Genomic DNA, 17601 nt, shown 5'->3' on the forward strand with positions numbered 1-17601 from the left:
TGATTCTGTACACTGCTCAACACTTATTACCGTTTGGAGCACTTTGATGCACCATCGCCACCGCGCCGCAGTGAATCGTTTTCTTCAACTTTTGGGCTTTGTTGTCGTCAGCACGGCGCTGGTAGCGCCGGTTGCGCACGCAGTGGATCGGTCCAAAGCGCCGATCAAAAAGCAGCAAGCCAGCACGACCAACGCCAAGCGTGTCGCGCCAGCCCGCAAGGTCGCTGCCAACACCCGGACGGTTCGCATCACGGCCAAGACTGCCAAGGTCCCGACCCGGGTGGCCTTTGTGCCCGCCAAGCAGTCTTTCGGGCAGATAGCGGGATTGCACGAAGTGAGCGATCCACTGGATCTCAAGTCCAGTGTTGCACTCGTCATCGACCAGGACACGCACGAGGTCTTGCTCAGCAAGAACGATCAGGCGGTGCTTCCCATTGCATCCCTGACCAAGCTCATGACGGGCGTGATCATCTCGCAAGCCAAGTTGCCGATGGATGAACCGATCACGATCACCCAGGACGATGTGGATACCGAAAAAGGCAGTCGCTCGCGACTGATGGTGGGTTCCACGTTGACCCGGGGCGAGATGCTCCACCTTGCGCTCATGTCCAGTGAAAACCGTGCAGCCCATGCGCTGGGTCGCACGTACCCTGGCGGGCTCGAAGCTTTTGTGGTGCAGATGAATGCAAAGGCCCGCCTGCTGGGCATGACTGATACCCGCTATGTGGAGCCCACGGGCCTTTCCAGTCGCAACCAGTCCAGCGCCCGCGACCTGGCCACCCTGGTGAATGTGGCGCATGGCGATCCCTTGCTGCGTGAACTGTCCACCTCTCCTGGGTACGAGGTTGCGGTGGGTCCAAGGACGCTTCAATACAACAATACCAATGGGCTGGTAAAAAATCCCACCTGGGACATTGGCCTGCAGAAGACTGGCTACATTTCCGAGGCAGGGCGTTGCCTGGTGATGCAGACCCAGATTGCCGGGCGCAAGCTCATCATGGTGTTTCTGGATTCCGCTGGCAAATTTAGTCGTCTGGGGGATGCCGAGCGTGTGCGCCATTGGGTGGAGTCGATGCCAGCGCTGGCAGTACCGCTGCAAGCTCGGGCCGTTGCCAACGGTGCGCAGCCGTCCACTTTCGCCCGCTAGCGCTGGCACTGGTGGCCTGCAGGGCCGCCAAGAGTCAGGGGTCTCTGAGAGGTGTGATCAATAGGCCGACCAGGCGTTGCTGTCTGTGTCGGTCTTTTCGTGCGAAGTAGCGCGCCCGCTGCCACTGCAGTGCGCACGGGGTTCTCAGCGGAGATTGGTGCGCAAGCTGGCATCACCAGCTGCTGATGCTTCCACGTTCGGTGTGTGGCCCAGAGCGAAGGAAATCTCGTTGGCGGTGGCTTGGAGTTTCGGAAGCCATCCTTCATCCAGGCGGTCCGCCGGCGCCGATATGGACAGGCCCGCCACCAGCTTGCCTTGGTCGTCGTAGACGCCCGCTGCCATGCAGCGCACGCCCAATTCCAGTTCCTCGTTGTCGCGGGCGATGCCGTACTGGCGCGCTTTGGCGAGTTCCCGCTCCAGAACGGGCAACTGGGTAATGCTGTTGCGGGTGTGTCCTGCAAGCCCCGTGCGGGTAGCGTAGGCCCGCACGCGTTGGGGGTCGTCCAGGGCCAGGAAGAGCTTGCCGGTGGAGGTAAGGTGCAAAGGGGCGCGACCACCAATGGCGCGGACCACCTGCATGCCGGAGCGCTCACTGTAGGCCCGCTCCACATACACAATTTCATCGCCCTGGCGCATGCTCAGATTGACAGGTTGCTGGATGAGTTTGTGCAGATTGCGCATCGGGGTCAGCGCCGCATCACGAACGCTCAGGCGCGCTTTGACGAGGTTGCCGAGCTCCAGCAGGCGCATGCCCAGTCGGTAGCTGCCGGACTCCGGTCGATCCACGAAGCGGCCGATCGTGAGGTCGTTCAGGATACGGTGCGTTGTGGAAGGGTGCAGCCCCGTCTTTTCGCTGATTTCCTTGAGAGAGATTGCCTCTTCGCGTGATGCCAGAACATCGATCAGTGTAAACATGCGTTCAAGCACCTGAACGCTGGGTTTGACGGGGATGCTGGGATCGTTTTTTTTCATGGGCGGCGATGCAGTGACGGCCGCAGCATTTTATCTTGTGAAATGCAACCCTGCATTCATGCGCTCTGATTCACGCCCAAGCTGGCGCGATGCCATTGGCCATCGGTCCGGATCTCGTGGGGGTGAAAGCGTGCCTTGTAGTTCATCTTGGGACTGGCCTCGATCCAGTAGCCCAGGTAAACGTGGGGCAGGCCCAGGGAGCGTGCCTGCGCAAGCTGCCACATCACGTTGTAGGTGCCATAGCTGCAGTGCGGCTCGGGTTCGTAGAAGGTGTAGACCGCTGAAAGCCCGTCGTCGAGCACATCCAGGATGGACACCATCTTGAGTGCACCGGGTTCGCCCGCCGCATCGGTTTCGCGGAACTCCACAAGGCGCGAATTCACCCTGCTTTGCAGCAGAAACTGCGTGTACTGGTCGATGCTGTCATGGTCCATGCCGCCGCCCGAATGGCGACCGTTCTGGTAGCGCAAGTACAGCTGATAGTGCTCGGGGACAAAACACAGGCGCAATACCCTCGCTTGCAGGTTGCTGTGACGCACTGTGGCGCGCCGCTGGCTGCGATCTGGCTGAAATTCGTTCACCAGCACACGCAAGGGGGTGCAAGCCTGGCAACCATCGCAATAAGGGCGGTAAGTGAACATGCCACTGCGGCGGAATCCCTTCGCCACGAGGTCGGAATACACATCGCTCTGAATGAGGTGGCTGGGCGTGGCTACCTGCGACCGTGCCTGCTTGTCCGGCAGATAACTGCAGGGGTAGGGGGCTGTCGCGTAGAACTGCAGGGTCTGCAGTGGGAGGTCGTTGAGTTGCGTCATGCCATGGGCACTGTGGAGGGCAGCAGCTCGTTCCAGTATACGGGGTCAAACAACCATGAGAGCGCCGGGCGATTCTGGGCGTTCTGGATATGGGTCAGGAACTGGGCTCGGGAGATCTCGTGGGCTCCCAGTGAGGCCAGATGCCGGGTGTTCTGCTGGCAATCAATCATTGCCACGCCCTGATGGCGACACAGGCTCACCAGGGCAGCAAGCGCGATCTTCGATGCGTCGGTAGCGTGGGCAAACATCGATTCACCGAACACCGCCTGCCCGAGGGCAACACAATACAGGCCACCGACCAGTTGTCCATCAACCCAGGTTTCGACGCTATGGGCATGGCCTGCTGCATGGAGGCGGGTGTAAGCCTCAACCATCTCGGGCACGATCCAGGTGCCTGCCTGGCCATCCCGCTCTTTGGCGGCGCAGGCCTTGATGACATCCCGGAAGTTGTGGTCCACGCGGATTTCGCAGGATGTATTGGTTCTGAATGCCTGCAGGGTTTTGCGCAGAGACCGATGCAACCTGAAGTTTGCGACGTGCAAGACCATGCGCGGATCGGGTGCCCACCAGAGGATGGGCTGCCCTGGGCCATACCAGGGGAAGGTGCCTTGAGCGTAGGCCGCTTTGAGGTGTGCAGCATCCAGTGCGCCACCCGCGGCCAAGAGTCCGGGGGCGGGATCGGTGGGCCCCCACGCATCCGCAGGAGGGGGTAGCGGGTCTTCGGGCTCCAGCCAAGGCAGTTGCGGGGGCATGGGGTGGCAATGCAAAGAGACTTATTGTCAGGCAGGCTGAGTGTGGGTTGGCGTGTTCAATGGTGGAAATAAAAAAACCCACCATGCGTGAACATGGTGGGTTTTTTGGCTGGCTCCTCGACCTGGGCTCGAACCAGGGACCTACGGATTAACAGTCCGGCGCTCTACCGACTGAGCTATCGAGGAATGATCGGTATGTAAAAGGCCCCGCGTACACATGCAGGGCCTGCAAATTCTTGGCTCCTCGACCTGGGCTCGAACCAGGGACCTACGGATTAACAGTCCGGCGCTCTACCGACTGAGCTATCGAGGAACAAGACTTAGATTATATACATAAAAATGGGGCCTCTAAAGATTCTGCAGCTTGTTCGAGCATGCAATTGCGGTGATACGGAGGGGTGGTGAAGGAGCGATGTAGGAATCACCCCATGCGCCGCCAGCACTCGCTGAGTGGGGCTCTTCAGGGCTCCGGCCGGCGCCACAGCCAGGCCGCCACGCAGACCATGCAGGTGATCGCAATACCTGCCACCCAGGGGCGGGAGCCCGTGGCGAACAGCACGATGCCGCTGAGTGCCATGAGCAACGTGGCGCTCCACTTGGCCCGCCGACTGACCTTGCCGCCCTGGGCCCAGTTGCGCAGCAGGGGGCCGAACAAGCGGTGGTTCCACAGCCAGCGATAGAGCCGTGGCGAGCTGCGTGCAGCGGCCCATGCTGCCATCAAGATGAACACCGTGGTCGGCAGCCCGGGAACGATCACACCAATGATGCCCATGACCAGGCACAGCACGGCAAACGCGAGCAGCAGCCAGCGCACGGGCCAGGGCAGGGTGCGCAGTTGCAGTGTGGTGTCCTCGGGGGACTCGGGTGGGGGCTGGGACATGCCCTGTATTGTGAATGCGCTGGTCGCTCCACGACGGGCGCGCACACGCTATGCTGCCGCAGCTGCGCGTGTGCCGCTTCCTCCCCTTGAACTGAATGCACCTTCGATGACCATCCATACCATCCTGAAGATGGGCGATCCGCGCCTGCTGCGCATTGCCCAGCCCGTCACTGAGTTCGATACCGATGCGCTCCACCTTCTGGTGCGCGACATGTTCGACACCATGCAGTCTGTCAATGGTGCGGGGCTTGCCGCACCGCAGATCGGCGTGGATCTGCAGCTCGTGATTTTTGGCTCTGGCGAGCGCAATCCGCGCTACCCGGACCGGCCGGTGGTCCCTCGCACAGTCTTGCTCAACCCGGTCATCATGCCGCTTGGTGATGAGGAGGATGAGGATTGGGAAGGTTGCCTGTCCGTCCCAGGTTTGCGTGGCAAGGTGCCTCGGTGGTCGCGCATTCGCTATACCGGGTTTGATCCGTATGGAGACCCGATCGACCGCACGGTGGAGGGCTTTCATGCCCGGGTGGTGCAGCACGAGTGCGACCACCTCATTGGCAAGCTCTACCCCATGCGGGTGCGCGACTTCACGCAGTTCGGCTTTACCGAAGTGCTGTTCCCGGACATCAGCGCCACCGAAGACGACTGATCAATCTCCATCACCTGTGCACCAGCACCGGGATCTTGCTGTGGGTCAGGACTTTCAGCGTCTCGCTGCCCAGCAGGAGGCCCTGAAGCCCCCGGCGGCCATGCGATGCCATCAGGATCAGGTCACACCCCTGGGCGTGTGCGGCGTCAATGATGGCTTCGTACGGGTGGTCGCTGATGCTGGTCACGGTGTCGCAGGGCACGCCGTACTGTGCCGCTGTCTCCCGGATGTAATCCAGCACCACTTCGGCGCGGGCGCGGGCCTGGTCCTCCTGGCTTTTGCGCGTGTGTTCCAGCATCTCTGCGTGGTAGGCCAGCGAATGGAACTCGGGCAACGCGTAGAAACCGGTGACTTTGGCATGGGCCTCGCGGGCAAAACGCATGCCGCGCAGGATGGCTGCTTCCGACAGGGCTGTGCCGTCGGAGGGCATCAGGATGTGCTTGTACATGCTGGCTCCTTGGGGCTGCGCAGGCAGCCTCGAAGGGCGCTGGGTGCCCACCTGGGCTGCGGTGGCGCAACGCGGCAGGGCGGACACTGTGGGCGCCTTGAACGCGCCACATTCACGGTTCTCTTATAGGCCGATGACACGCGCAAAGCAAGCACATACCCGAGCTCGCGATGGCGCGGAAATATGGCTGAAAATGGCTCTGCCGCTTATCCGTTATTGAATTTTTGCTATTAAAAATGTAGCTGACATTAGCGCAATTGCATTGCGGGTGTGCAGGCCAGCCGCTGGACTGATTGTCCGCGCCGGTCAGTCGGACAACTCGCGCAGGAGCTCGGTTTCGATCTGGATCTGGCGGGCGTTGTTCTGCAGCTCGGGGCCCTGGATTAGGAACGTGTCTTCCACCCGCTCCCCCAGGGTACTGACCTTGGCCAGCTGCACGCTCAGGTGGTGCTGCGCCAGGATGCGGGCCACCAGGTAGAGCAGGCCCGCCCGGTCGCTGGCCGAGATGGCCAGCAGCCAGCGCTGCGCTTTCTCGTCGGGGCGCAGCGTGACGCGGGGTGCCACCGGAAAACTCTTGACCCGCCGCGAGACCCGCTTGCGTGCGGGTTCTGGCAACGGACCACCGGCCTCGATCACACGTACCAGATCGCTTTCGACCATGTGCGTCAGCTCCCGGTAGTGCCCGGGCTGGGAGGACGCCACCACCTGGAAAGTGTCGAGCGCGTAGCCGTTGTTCGCGGTGTGCACACGCGCGTCCAGGATGGAGAAGCCCGCACGGTCGAAATAGCCGCAGATGCGTGCGAACAGGTCGGCCTGGTCGGCCGCATACACCATCACCTGCAGTCCGTCCCCTGCGAGGGACTGGCGCGCACGCACCACAGGTTTTGCCGTGCCGACATGGCGCGAAAGGTGGCGCGTGTGCCAGGCGATGTCGGCCGCTTCATGGCGCATGAAGTAGCTCACGTCCAGCGTGGCCCACAGCGCCTTGTGCGCCTCGAAGGGCAGGGCGCTCAGGGCCAGCAGCACCAGCGCCTCGCGCTTGCGCGCCTCGATCTCGGCGGCAGCGTCGGGTGCTCGGCCGCCCAGCGTGCGCAAGGTGGAGCGGTACAGGTCTTCCAGCAGCTTGCCCTTCCAGGCGTTCCAGACCTTGGGGCTGGTGCCGCGGATATCGGCCACCGTGAGCAGGTACAACGCGGTGAGGTAACGCTCGTTGCCCACGCGCTGTGCAAAGGCGGCAATCACATCGGGGTCGCTCAGGTCTTCCTTCTGGGCGATGCGGCTCATCGAGAGGTGTTCGCTGACCAGGAACTCAATGAGCTTGGCGTCCTCGCGGTCCACGCCGTGCTGGCGGCAGAAGTGCCGCACCTCCACGGCGCCGATCTGCGAGTGGTCGCCTCCACGGCCTTTGCCGATGTCATGAAAGAGTGCGGCGATGTACAGAATCCACGGCTTGTCCCACCCGGCGGCCAGCTGTGAGCAGAAGGGGTATTCGTGCGCATGCTCGGCCATGAAGAACCGCCGCACGTTGCGCAGCACCATCAGGATGTGCTGGTCCACCGTGTACACGTGGAACAGGTCGTGCTGCATCTGCCCGACGATGCCGCGAAACGCCCACAGGTAGCGCCCCAGCACCGAGGTCTGGTTCATCAACCGCATGGCATGCGTGATGCCCGACGGTTGCTGGAGGATGCGCATGAAGGCCGCACGGTTGGCCGGGTCGCGGCGAAACGCCCCGTCCATCACGCCACGCGCGTTGTACAGCGCGCGCAGGGTGCGGGCCGACAGGTCCTTGAGGCCCACCGTGGTCTGGTAGAGCAAAAAGGTTTCGAGGATGGCGTGTGGGTCACGCGTGTAGAGGTCGTCGCTGGCCACCTCGATGAGCCCGGCCTTTTCGAAAAACCGCTCGTTGATGGGGCGTGGCTCGTGCGTGGAGGGGTTCAGCCGCTCCTCGATGTTGAGCAACAGGATCTGGCTGAGCTGCGACACAGCCTTGGCCGCCCAGTAGTAGCGCCGCATCAGGCTCTCGCTCGCCCGCATGGGCAGGCGTGATCCGTCGGGCGCCTGCGAGCGGTAGCCGAACGACTCGGCCACGGCGGTCTGCAGGTCGAACACCAGACGATCCTCGTGCCGCCCAGCGGCTGCATGCAGGCGCGCGCGGATGAGGCACAGCACCGCCTCGTTGCGTTCGATCTGGCGCACTTCGAAGGCCGTGGCCATGCCGCTGGCGGCCAGTTCCTTCCAGTTGCGGCCCAGGCCCGCGGCCTGGGACACCCACAGGATCATCTGCAGGTCGCGCAGCCCGCCGGGCGACTCCTTGCAGTTGGGCTCCAGCGAGTAGGGTGTGTTCTCGTACTTGTTGTGGCGCTGGCGCATCTCCAGCGTCTTGGCCACCAGGAAGGCCTGCGGGTCCATCTGCGCGCGGTACTGCCGCTGGAACTCCTCGAACAACGCTGCATTGCCGCACACCAGGCGCGATTCGAGCAAGGAGGTCTGCACGGTGACATCGCCCGCACTTTCGGCCAGGCATTCGGCCACCGTGCGCACGCTGGAGCCAATCTCCAGCCCCGCATCCCAGCAACTGCCGATGAAGCCTTCTAGCTGGGTGCGCAGGGCGCTGCCCGCGTCGGGCGCTGCACCGTCGGGCATCAGCAGCAGCACATCGACATCCGAATAGGGAAAGAGCTGGTCGCGCCCGAACCCCCCCACCGCCACCAGCGCCATGTCGGCTGGCAGCTCGGCGCGCTGCCACAGGGTTTGCAGCAGGTGGCCGGCCAGTGTGGAGAGCTTGCGCAGCAATACACGGATGCCGCGCGTGGAGGCTCCCGTGGCCTTCATGGCAGCCAGCAGGGCGGCTTTGTCGTTGCGGTAGGCGTCCCGCAGGGCATGCACTTCAGGCAGGGCATGGATTTTGGTCATGGTCGTTGAGGGTCGCGCTGAAAAAGGGCCATGCAAAAAACCATGCAAGAGTTGTACGCGCCGGCTGGCGATGGGCCATCCGGCGCGCGGGTCAGGTCTTGGTCGCGGTCACAAACGCCGGCAGCGGGGGGGAGCCTGCCGACAGCGTCATCACTTCATAGCCCGTCTCGGTGACCAGCACCGTGTGCTCCCACTGGGCCGACAGGCTGTGGTCCTTGGTCACGATGGTCCAGCCATCGTTGCTGAATTCCTTGACCTCGCGGCGGCCGGCGTTGATCATGGGCTCAATGGTGAAGACCATGCCGGGCACCAGCTCTTCGAGTGTGCCGGGGCGGCCGTAGTGCAGCACCTGGGGTTCTTCGTGGAATTTCTTGCCAATGCCGTGGCCGCAAAACTCGCGCACGATGGAAAAGCCCTGGCCTTCGGCAAACTTCTGGATCGCGTGGCCGATGTCGCCCAGGTGGGCACCTGGCTTGACCTGCACGATGCCATGCCACATGGCATCGAACGTGATGGCCGACAGCCGCTTGGCGGCGATCGAGCATTCTCCAATCAGGTACATGCGGCTGTTGTCGCCATACCAGCCGTCCTTGGTGATGACCGTCACATCCACGTTGACGATGTCGCCCTTCTTGAGCGGCTTGTCGTTGGGGATGCCGTGGCACACCACATGGTTGACCGAGGTGCACAGCGAGGCCGGATAGGGTGGATAACCCGGCGGTTGGTAGCCCACGGTGGCCGAGATGGTGCCCTGCTGGGCCATGCATTCGGCGCCCAAGCGGTCGATTTCCTTGGTGGTGATACCGGGCTTGATGTGGGGGGCGATGTAGTCCAGCACTTCGGAGGCCAGGCGGCACGCAATGCGCATGCCGGCGATGTCCTCTGCGCTTTTGATGGTGATGCTCATGCCTTGATTATCCCATTGGCCCCCGCGCCGTGCAGGCGGCACGGCCTGGGCCGGTAAAATGGCGGGCTCCGGTCCTGGCTGCAAGCTGCTGGGCCGGGTCTCTGTCTACCCCTCACACCCCCAACAGGCCGCTACCGTGACCTTGCACATGACCACGCTGGCGGGCGGCAACGCCCTCAGCACCTTCCGCGCCCAGCAACTTCAACCTGCCCTGGAGGCGATTCACCCCAAGATCAGTGGCATTGCGGCACGTTTTGTGCACTTGGTGGTGACCGACGCAGCCCCCACGGCGGCGGAACAAGAACGCCTGGCCGCGCTGCTGACCTATGGCGACCCGTACGCAGGCCCCGAGGACGGCGCCGTCCTCATCGTCACGCCCCGCCTGGGCACGCTGTCGCCCTGGGCCTCCAAGGCCACCGACATTGCGCGCAACTGTGGCATCGCCATCCGCCGCGTGGAGCGCATCACCGAATACCGCGTCAGCCTCAAATCGGGCCTGCTGGGCAAGACGCCCGAGCTGACCGTCGAGCAACTGGGCCAGGTCGCCGCCTTGCTGCACGACCGCATGACCGAATCGGTGGTGGCTGACCGCAGCGCTGCTGCCGCCCTGTTCACCGAACTGCAGCCCGCGCCCATGGAGCATGTGGACGTGCTGGCCGGTGGCCGCGCTGCCCTGGAGGCCGCCAACACCCGCTTTGGCCTGGCCCTGGCCGATGACGAAATCGACTACCTCGTGACCGCCTTCACGGGCCTCAAGCGCAACCCCACCGATGTGGAACTGATGATGTTCGCGCAGGCCAACAGCGAACATTGCCGCCACAAAATCTTCAACGCCGAGTTCACCATCGACGGCGTGGCGCAGGACAAGAGCCTGTTCGGCATGATCCGCAACACCCACCAGCTGGCGCCCCAGCACACGGTGATCGCGTATTCGGACAACGCCTCGGTCATGGAGGGCCATCAGGTCGAGCGTTTTGTAGCAAAAATGGCCTCTGGCGCCTATCCATCAAGCGCCAATAGCTATCAAAAAAGTAGCGTTACCCAGCATGTGCTGATGAAGGTGGAAACGCACAACCACCCCACGGCCATCTCGCCCTTCCCAGGTGCATCCACCGGTGCAGGCGGCGAGATCCGCGACGAAGGCGCCACCGGCCGGGGCTCCAAGCCCAAGGCGGGCCTCACGGGCTTCACCGTCTCCAAGCTTTGGGGCTCCACCGTGGGCAAGCCCGAGCACATTGCCAGCCCGCTGCAGATCATGGTCGAGGGCCCCCTGGGTGGCGCGGCGTTCAACAACGAATTTGGCCGCCCCAACCTGAATGGCTACTTCCGCGAATACGAGCAGGAAGTTGCTGGTGTGCAGCGCGGCTACCACAAGCCCATCATGATCGCGGGCGGCGTGGGCGTGATCGATGCCGAGCTGACGAAGAAGATCGAATTTCCTGCGGGCTCGTTGCTGATCCAGTTGGGCGGCCCGGGCATGCGCATCGGCATGGGCGGCAGCGCCGCCAGTTCCATGGCCACGGGTACCAACGCGGCCGAGCTGGACTTTGACTCGGTGCAGCGTGGCAACCCCGAGATCGAGCGCCGTGCGCAAGAGGTCATCAACCATTGCTGGGCGCAGGGTACCGATAACCCCATCCTGGCCATCCACGACGTGGGCGCGGGCGGCCTCTCGAACGCCTTCCCAGAGCTGACCAACGATGCAGGCCGTGGCGCACGCTTCGATCTGCGTGCCGTGCAGCTCGAAGAATCGGGCATGGCGCCGAAGGAAATCTGGAGCAACGAGTCGCAAGAGCGTTACGTGCTGGCCATCGCGCCCGAGTCGTTGCCCCTGTTCCAGGCCTTCTGCGAGCGCGAACGCTGCCCGTTTGCCGTGATCGGCACGGCCACGGAAGAGCGCCAGCTGGTGCTGCACGACCCGGCTGCGACGGCCGACGACCAGAAGCTGCCCGTGGACATGCCGATGAACGTGCTGCTGGGCAAGCCGCCCAAGATGCACCGCGACGTGAAGACCGTGGTGCGCGAATTCGCACCGATGGACCTGACCGGCGTGCCGCTGCAAAAGGCCGTGATCGACGTGCTGGCCCACCCCACGGTGGCGTCCAAGCGCTTTCTCATCACCATTGGCGACCGCACGGTGGGCGGCCTGAGTCACCGCGACCAGATGGTGGGCCCCTGGCAAGTGCCCGTGGCCGATTGCGCCGTGACTTTGGCCGATTACAAAGGCTTTGCCGGTGAGGCGATGAGCATGGGCGAGCGCACCCCGCTGGCCGCCATCAACGCCCCCGCCTCGGGCCGCATGGCCGTGGCCGAGGCGCTGACCAACTTGTTGGCCGCCCCGATTGAACTGCCCCGCGTGAAGCTCAGCGCCAACTGGATGGCCGCCTGTGGCGAGCCCGGCGAAGACGCCGCGCTGTACGAAACCGTGAAGGCCGTGGGCATGGAGCTGTGCCCGGCCCTTGGCATCAGCATCCCCGTGGGCAAGGACAGCCTGTCCATGCGCACGCAGTGGAACGAAGGTTCGGACAAGAAAAAGGTCACATCACCCGTCAGCCTGATCGTGAGCGCGTTCGCCTCGCTGTCCGATGTGCGTGGCACGCTCACCCCCCAGCTCAATGCCACCGAGGCAGACACCACGCTGGTGTTGATCGACCTGGGCAAGGGCCAGAACCGCATGGGTGGCAGCATCCTGGGCCAGACGCTGGAGCAAAGCGGCGACGTGGTGCCCGATGTGGACGACCCGAAAGATCTGGTCAATCTCGTCAACGCCGTGAACGCGCTGCGCGCCAAGGGCCAGATCCTGGCTTACCACGACCGCAGCGACGGCGGCCTGTTGGCTGCAGCGGCAGAAATGGCGTTTGCAGGCCACGTGGGCGTGGCGCTCAACGTGGACATGCTGGTGACCGAGGGCGACGGCATCAGCGACAGCCGCATGGAAACCGGTGACGCCAAGAACTGGGCGCAGCAGGTCAGTGCCCGCCGTGAAGAACTCACGCTCAAGGCACTGTTCAACGAAGAGCTGGGCGTGGTGCTGCAGGTGCGCACGGCCGAGCGCAACGACGTGATGCAGGTGTTGCGCGAGCACGGCCTGTCCAAGTTCAGCCACTTCGTGGGCAAGACGCGCCCTGCGTCGTCCGAGATCGATGCTGGCAAGGGCGAGTTGCAGGTCTGGCGCGATGCCAAGTCCGTGTTCAGCGCCCCGTTGGCCGATTTGCACCAGGTGTGGGATGCCGTGAGCTGGAAGATCTGCCAGCAACGCGACAACCCCGCCAACGCCGATGCCGAGCACGCCGCTGCGGGCGAGCCCACTGACCCGGGCCTGCATGTGCACCTCACGTTCGATGCCACCGACAACGTGGCGGCGCCGTACTTGAATCTGTCCCGTCCCAAGGTTGCCATTCTGCGCGAGCAGGGCGTGAACTCGCACATTGAGATGGCCTACACGTTCACGGAAGCAGGCTTTGAGGCCTACGACGTGCACATGACCGACCTGCAGACTGGCCGCGTGAAGCTTGAAGACTTCAAGGGCGTGGTCGCCTGTGGTGGCTTCAGCTACGGCGACACACTGGGTGCGGGCATTGGCTGGGCGCGTTCCATCACCTTCAACCCGGTGTTGGCCGCTCAGTTCCAGGGCTTCTTCGGCCGTTCCGACACCTTCGGCCTGGGCGTGTGCAACGGCTGCCAGATGTTTGCCGAGCTGGCGGACATCATCCCCGGCGCGCAAGACTGGCCACGCTTCACCACCAACCAGAGCGAGCGCTTCGAGGCCCGCCTGTCTCTGGTGGAAGTGCTGGAATCACCCAGCCTGTTCCTGCAAGGCATGGCCGGCAGCCGCCTGCCGATTGCCGTGGCGCATGGCGAGGGTTATGCCAACTTCAAGTACCGGGGCAATGCCGACAAGGCCATTGCCGCCATGCGCTATGTGGACAACCACGGCCGCGCCACCGAGCAGTACCCGTTCAACCCCAACGGCAGCGTGGGTGGCCTCACGGCCGTGACCACGGCCGACGGCCGCTTCACGGCCATGATGCCGCACCCCGAGCGCGTGTTCCGCAACGTGCAGATGAGCTGGACGAGCGAAGACAAGGCGGAGTACAGCGCCTGGATGCGCATCTGGCGCAACGCGCGCAAGTGGGTGGGGTGATGTGGCCTGAGGCATCCTGCTGCGCAGGTTGCCCACTGCCAGCCCATCTGCGATGAATGCTTCTTTCAGGTGGATGAAATGCCCACCTGAAGGAACACACGGCCCCCATCAATGCGCACCGGGTAGCACGTCAGCGGGGCCGTGACCGGAGCACAGGTGGGCTGGCCATCGCGGACATCAAACTTCCCCTGGTGCAGGGGGCACTCGATTTCATGGCCGTCCAGAAAGCCATCGCAAAGACGCGCATGCCCGTGCGTGCAGATGTTGTCGGTCGCAAAAACACTTCCGGCAACCTTGTACAGGGCAATGCTGCGCTCGCCGACCTGCAATCCGATGACATCGTCTTCGGGTACTTCGGCCTCGCTGGCGGCGTCAATCCAGGATGATTCGTTCATGGCGGTTCAGATGGGATAGATGATGGAGTTCGGGATCATTTCGCTGTCGTACACGCAGGTGCGCTTCGCTAATTTGAGCCCTGCGGGAGTGCGTTCGATCACGTCGATGTACCGTCCCACGTTGAACACCGTGGATTCGCGAGAGAGCTTGGTGCGAAACACTGCGTAGTTCGCCTCTGCCTCGAAGCGGTTTTCACTGGCTACGAGGACCACAGGCGCGCCCACCACATGGCGTTGGTAGTAGGGGTCATGGAACAGGGTTTCCCGGATGCCGTACACACGGTCCTTGAGCATCCCCTTGCTTTCAAACAGGAGCGTTGCCAATGGAAATCCGCGCTCGTGGTTCTCGCGGGGCACCAGCTTGTAGATGCAGTCGTCCGTGAAAAACTCGGGCCACAAATCCCAGTCGCCAGAGTCCACAGCCAGTGCGTACTCTGCATACAGGCGCGATATGGCCAGGTAGTCATCAAAGTGAATGTGGGGGGCGGCGCTCATGGTCAGGCCTCCATCACTTCACGCCAGTACGCATACATTCCGCGGATCAGCGTTTCGGTCACCATGTGGTCGGTGTTTTCCACGGTCTTTCCCCCCAACTCCGCCAAGGTGCGGTGGTACGGCTTGCTTTCAAAGCCTTGCTGGGAAAATTCGATCACTTCCCCGTCGTCTGCGGAGACGAACCCGGCAGGGCCGAACAGGTTGGCCTGTCGCAGGCGGCGCTGCGTCATCTCTTCGGTGTCATCCTCAAAGCCGAAGTGCGTCCACACAAAGTCGAAGGCGCCGTGGCCATCCGGCTGGATGTGCCGGGTGGAGACGCTGTTGACCTGCTGCTGAAGGATGACGCTGGGAAACACCGTCATCATGACGGCGGTGGGGCCACCCCACCAGGGCTCTGGCACGATGTCGAGAAACCGGGGATCGTGCAGCTGCATGCTTTCCTTGAAGCTGGACACCTGGGTGACCTGGTCGGCTTTTCCGGCCTGCCCCCGCGTCGAGATCATGGCGGCATGCCGATGGCGCGCATCCATCTTCAGCTCACTTTTGTTGTCCGCCCGCCAGAGGCCAAAGGTCACAAACCAGGTGTGCAGCAAACCAGGGTGGTAGGGGTCCTTGATGTTCTCCTGCATGAGCTTCCAGTTGCCTGGAATGCGCTGGCGGTTGTAGCCGAGAATTTTCAATTGCCGGCCGTTGAAGAGCCGGTCGAAGTACGAGAGGATCTCCGGCCCCAGGAAGTCTTCGAGCGACTCGATGTTGTGGTCGAAGCTGGCAAACACGACGCCACCACGGGTTGCCACTTTCAGCTTGTTCAGGCCGTGGTCCGCTGTCTGGAAATCAGCGGGCATGCCGCCGTTGACCTTTCCGTCCTGCTTGACACCACGGCGAAACGGGACCCCCTGAAGATCCCCTTGCAGGGTATAGCTCCACTGGTGGTACGGGCACACAAAATCTTTCTTGTTGCCATGGCGCTCGCGGCAAAACTGCATTCCGCGATGGGCGCATACGTTCTCGACGACGTGGATGCCATCCGCGTCGCGCACCATGAGGACCGAACGTTCACCCACCACCGTGCGCTTGAAGTCACCAACCTTCGGAACCTCGGCTTCCAAACCGACGTAGTTCCAATGCCGCTGGTAGAAAAAGCGTTCTAGCTCCTTCTTGTGCAGGTCATCGTCGGTGTAGGCCATGAAGGGAATTCGGCTGCTTCCCTCGGTTTCCCATCGCATCTGGGCGGGGAAGACTTCATTTGTCGGTGTGCTCATCGCTATCTCCTTCGCTGCTTTTTCTCAGGCTTCGACAGTGACGGTGATGGCCGACAGGCCATCGATTTCCCCGTGCATCACATCTCCCCGCACCACGGCGTTCACGCCCTCGGGAGTGCCCGTCATGATCAAGTCTCCGGGCTCCAGGGCTTCGTACTGGGACAGATAGGCGATGCACTCCTCGACAGACCAAATCAAGAGACCGACATCCGAGGACTGCCGTGCCGCACCATTGACGCTGACGCGGATGGCACCGTGAGGGACCTGTCCGTGGGATGTGGCTGGAGTGATCGCGCCGATCGGTGCAGACTGAGAAAACGACTTGCCAAACTCCCATGGACGTCCTTTGTCACGGGCTTCCAGTTGGAGGTCGCGGCGCGTCATGTCCAGACCCACGGCGTACCCAAAGACGTGTTCGTATGCCCGGTCTTGTGCAATGTCACGCCCGCCCTTGCCGATCGCCACGACGAGTTCAATCTCATGGTGAAAGTTAGTCGTCTTGGGTGGATAGGGGATGGTTGTAGGCATCGAGGCATCGACCGCGGCATTGGCAGGCTTCATGAAGAAGAAAGGGGGGTCGCGGTCAGGGTCCTTGCCCATCTCACGGGCATGCGCTGCGTAGTTGCGGCCCACGCAGAAAATCCGGTGGACCGGAAATCGCTCGGGCTGCCCTTGAATGGACAACGAAGGCACAGCGGCGGGAGCTATGGCGAAGGACATGGGTGGGTCTTTCAATGCAAAGTGGGAAATGGCAGGACTTCAGGATCGCTGCTCGCGCCACAGGCCAAGTGCCTGTTGCACGGGACGGTCGGAGTAGCTGAACAGCACCGCCTCAGTGAGTGCGCAGAACTGCTGGGAATGCCACGAGGGGACCACCAGCACGTCGTTTTCCTCCAGACGAAAGGTCTGTCCCTCGATGTGGGCTTCTGCCGAACCGGAGAGGCAGACGTACACCGTTCCATCCGTGCAGCGATACGGCTGGGTCTCGAAGCCTGCGGGAATCAGTTGCGCGAAAGCGGCCATCGTTGGCATGGGCGAACGTCCTGTAGCCGGGTTCACGTAGCGCTGCTTGTGGCCGAAATGAGGGTCTGGACTGCCAGCCTTCAGGGCATGCAGCGTGGACAGGGTGCGCTCCCAGGGGTACACAAAGACCTTGGTCGGGTCGGATGGTTGCTGCTGGAAGTCCACCGGGAGCATGTTGGAGCCATACCGGGCCAATGCGTCCCCTTCCGGCCGGGTGACCGCTTGGTACTCGCTATCGCTTTTCTCTGCAAAACCTGCGTCCAGAAATCGGACGATCGGGATATCCAGTCCGTCAAGCCACACCACGGGTTCGTTGCCCGGATTGCCGTGGTCATGCCATGTCCAGGCAGGCGTGATGATGAAGTCACCGCGCCTCATGGTTGTGCGCTCTCCATCCACAGCGGTGTAGGCGCCAGCACCGTCCAGCACCAGGCGCAGGGCGGACTGGGTGTGGCGATGGGCCGGTGCAACCTCGCCAGGCAGGATGAGTTGAAGACCTGCATACAGTGCCTGCGTGATGCTGGACTGGCCTCGCAATGCGGGGTTCTCCAGAATCAGCACGCGGCGTTCCGCCTCTGCTGCGCTGATCAACGAACCAGCCTCCAGCACCTTGGCGCGGACCTGGGCATAGGACCAGGCGTGCGCCACCGCAGGAGATCGGGGCTGTTGCGGAACCAGTGCTCCCAGCACTTCCCACAAAGGGGTCATGCTTTCTTCGGCGATGCGGTCGTAATAGCTTTTGCGCTGCTGGCTTGTTGCAACATTGGCAGACAGGGTGGTGTTCATGGGTTGCTCCTGA

General features: G+C 62.8%; 15 protein-coding genes and 2 tRNA genes. 3 read left to right on the plus strand and 14 right to left on the minus strand.

Translation table 11 applies throughout. The features are described 5' to 3' along the window. Nucleotides 1–46 precede the first annotated feature (46 nt). The gene (pbpG, locus tag ASE39_RS23820; protein WP_057272744.1) at nucleotides 47–1147 is read left to right on the plus strand and encodes a D-alanyl-D-alanine endopeptidase; all 1101 of its coding nucleotides are present in this window, start codon (nucleotides 47–49) and stop codon (nucleotides 1145–1147) included. Nucleotides 1148–1291: 144 nt separating this feature from the next. Here the strand turns inward: pbpG and ASE39_RS23825 are convergent, their stop codons facing one another. From ASE39_RS23825 to ASE39_RS23850, 6 genes are all read right to left on the minus strand, one after another. Continuing rightward, nucleotides 1292–2119, minus strand: coding sequence for an IclR family transcriptional regulator (locus ASE39_RS23825; protein WP_010461118.1), 828 nt, complete (start codon nucleotides 2117–2119; stop codon nucleotides 1292–1294). 56 nt (nucleotides 2120–2175) lie between these two features. Beyond that, a complete protein-coding gene (locus ASE39_RS23830) occupies nucleotides 2176–2934 on the minus strand; it encodes an arginyltransferase (RefSeq protein WP_010461119.1) in 759 nt (252 codons plus the stop codon). Continuing rightward, complete coding sequence (aat, locus tag ASE39_RS23835; RefSeq protein ID WP_057272745.1) at nucleotides 2931–3686, minus strand: leucyl/phenylalanyl-tRNA--protein transferase; 756 nt, start codon at nucleotides 3684–3686, stop codon at nucleotides 2931–2933. Before aat ends, ASE39_RS23830 begins: the two co-directional genes overlap by 4 nt. A gap of 110 nt (nucleotides 3687–3796) precedes the next feature. After that, nucleotides 3797–3872 (minus strand) — tRNA-Asn (locus ASE39_RS23840). 51 nt (nucleotides 3873–3923) lie between these two features. Continuing rightward, nucleotides 3924–3999, minus strand: a tRNA-Asn gene (locus tag ASE39_RS23845). Between the two features lie 147 nt (nucleotides 4000–4146). Beyond that, entirely contained in the window at nucleotides 4147–4566 is a 420-nt protein-coding gene (locus tag ASE39_RS23850) for a YbaN family protein (protein WP_057272746.1), read from the minus strand. Between the two features lie 106 nt (nucleotides 4567–4672). On the opposite strand from ASE39_RS23850, the gene def reads away from it, so the two are divergent. Next, nucleotides 4673–5212, plus strand: a complete 540-nt coding sequence (def, locus tag ASE39_RS23855) for a peptide deformylase (protein WP_057272747.1) — start codon at nucleotides 4673–4675, stop codon at nucleotides 5210–5212. Nucleotides 5213–5222: 10 nt separating this feature from the next. On the opposite strand, the gene ASE39_RS23860 is transcribed toward def, so the two are convergent. From ASE39_RS23860 to map, 3 genes are all read right to left on the minus strand, one after another. Continuing rightward, nucleotides 5223–5660, minus strand: coding sequence for a universal stress protein (locus tag ASE39_RS23860; RefSeq protein WP_010461123.1), 438 nt, complete (start codon nucleotides 5658–5660; stop codon nucleotides 5223–5225). 306 nt (nucleotides 5661–5966) lie between these two features. Further along, complete coding sequence (locus ASE39_RS23865) at nucleotides 5967–8576, minus strand: [protein-PII] uridylyltransferase (RefSeq protein ID WP_057272748.1); 2610 nt, start codon at nucleotides 8574–8576, stop codon at nucleotides 5967–5969. A gap of 91 nt (nucleotides 8577–8667) precedes the next feature. Next, a complete protein-coding gene (map, locus tag ASE39_RS23870) occupies nucleotides 8668–9483 on the minus strand; it encodes a type I methionyl aminopeptidase (RefSeq protein ID WP_057272749.1) in 816 nt (271 codons plus the stop codon). A 136-nt stretch (nucleotides 9484–9619) separates the two neighbouring features. Between map and purL the strand changes: the two genes are divergently transcribed. Next, nucleotides 9620–13627: a phosphoribosylformylglycinamidine synthase gene (gene purL / locus ASE39_RS23875; protein WP_057272750.1), complete on the plus strand. Its 4008-nt coding sequence runs from the start codon at nucleotides 9620–9622 to the stop codon at nucleotides 13625–13627. A 65-nt stretch (nucleotides 13628–13692) separates the two neighbouring features. Here the strand turns inward: purL and ASE39_RS23880 are convergent, their stop codons facing one another. Genes ASE39_RS23880 through gtdA form a run of 5 tightly spaced genes read right to left on the minus strand, consistent with a single transcriptional unit; the run spans nucleotide 13693 to nucleotide 17588 of the window. Beyond that, nucleotides 13693–14022 (minus strand): non-heme iron oxygenase ferredoxin subunit, encoded by a 330-nt coding sequence (locus ASE39_RS23880; protein WP_010461129.1) that lies wholly within the window; start codon nucleotides 14020–14022, stop codon nucleotides 13693–13695. A 6-nt stretch (nucleotides 14023–14028) separates the two neighbouring features. Next, the gene (locus ASE39_RS23885) at nucleotides 14029–14517 is read right to left on the minus strand and encodes an aromatic-ring-hydroxylating dioxygenase subunit beta (protein WP_199864326.1); all 489 of its coding nucleotides are present in this window, start codon (nucleotides 14515–14517) and stop codon (nucleotides 14029–14031) included. A gap of 2 nt (nucleotides 14518–14519) precedes the next feature. After that, nucleotides 14520–15779, minus strand: coding sequence for an aromatic ring-hydroxylating dioxygenase subunit alpha (locus tag ASE39_RS23890; RefSeq protein ID WP_057272751.1), 1260 nt, complete (start codon nucleotides 15777–15779; stop codon nucleotides 14520–14522). A 24-nt stretch (nucleotides 15780–15803) separates the two neighbouring features. Further along, nucleotides 15804–16499 (minus strand): fumarylacetoacetate hydrolase family protein, encoded by a 696-nt coding sequence (locus tag ASE39_RS23895; protein ID WP_057272752.1) that lies wholly within the window; start codon nucleotides 16497–16499, stop codon nucleotides 15804–15806. 39 nt (nucleotides 16500–16538) lie between these two features. After that, nucleotides 16539–17588 carry a gentisate 1,2-dioxygenase gene (gene gtdA / locus ASE39_RS23900; RefSeq protein WP_057272753.1) on the minus strand — a complete coding sequence of 350 codons (1050 nt, stop codon included), beginning with the start codon at nucleotides 17586–17588 and terminating at the stop codon, nucleotides 16539–16541. Nucleotides 17589–17601 lie beyond the last annotated feature (13 nt).

This window comes from Acidovorax sp. Root267 (genome assembly GCF_001429215.1).
Taxonomy (GTDB): Bacteria; Pseudomonadota; Gammaproteobacteria; order Burkholderiales; family Burkholderiaceae_C; genus Acidovorax; species Acidovorax radicis.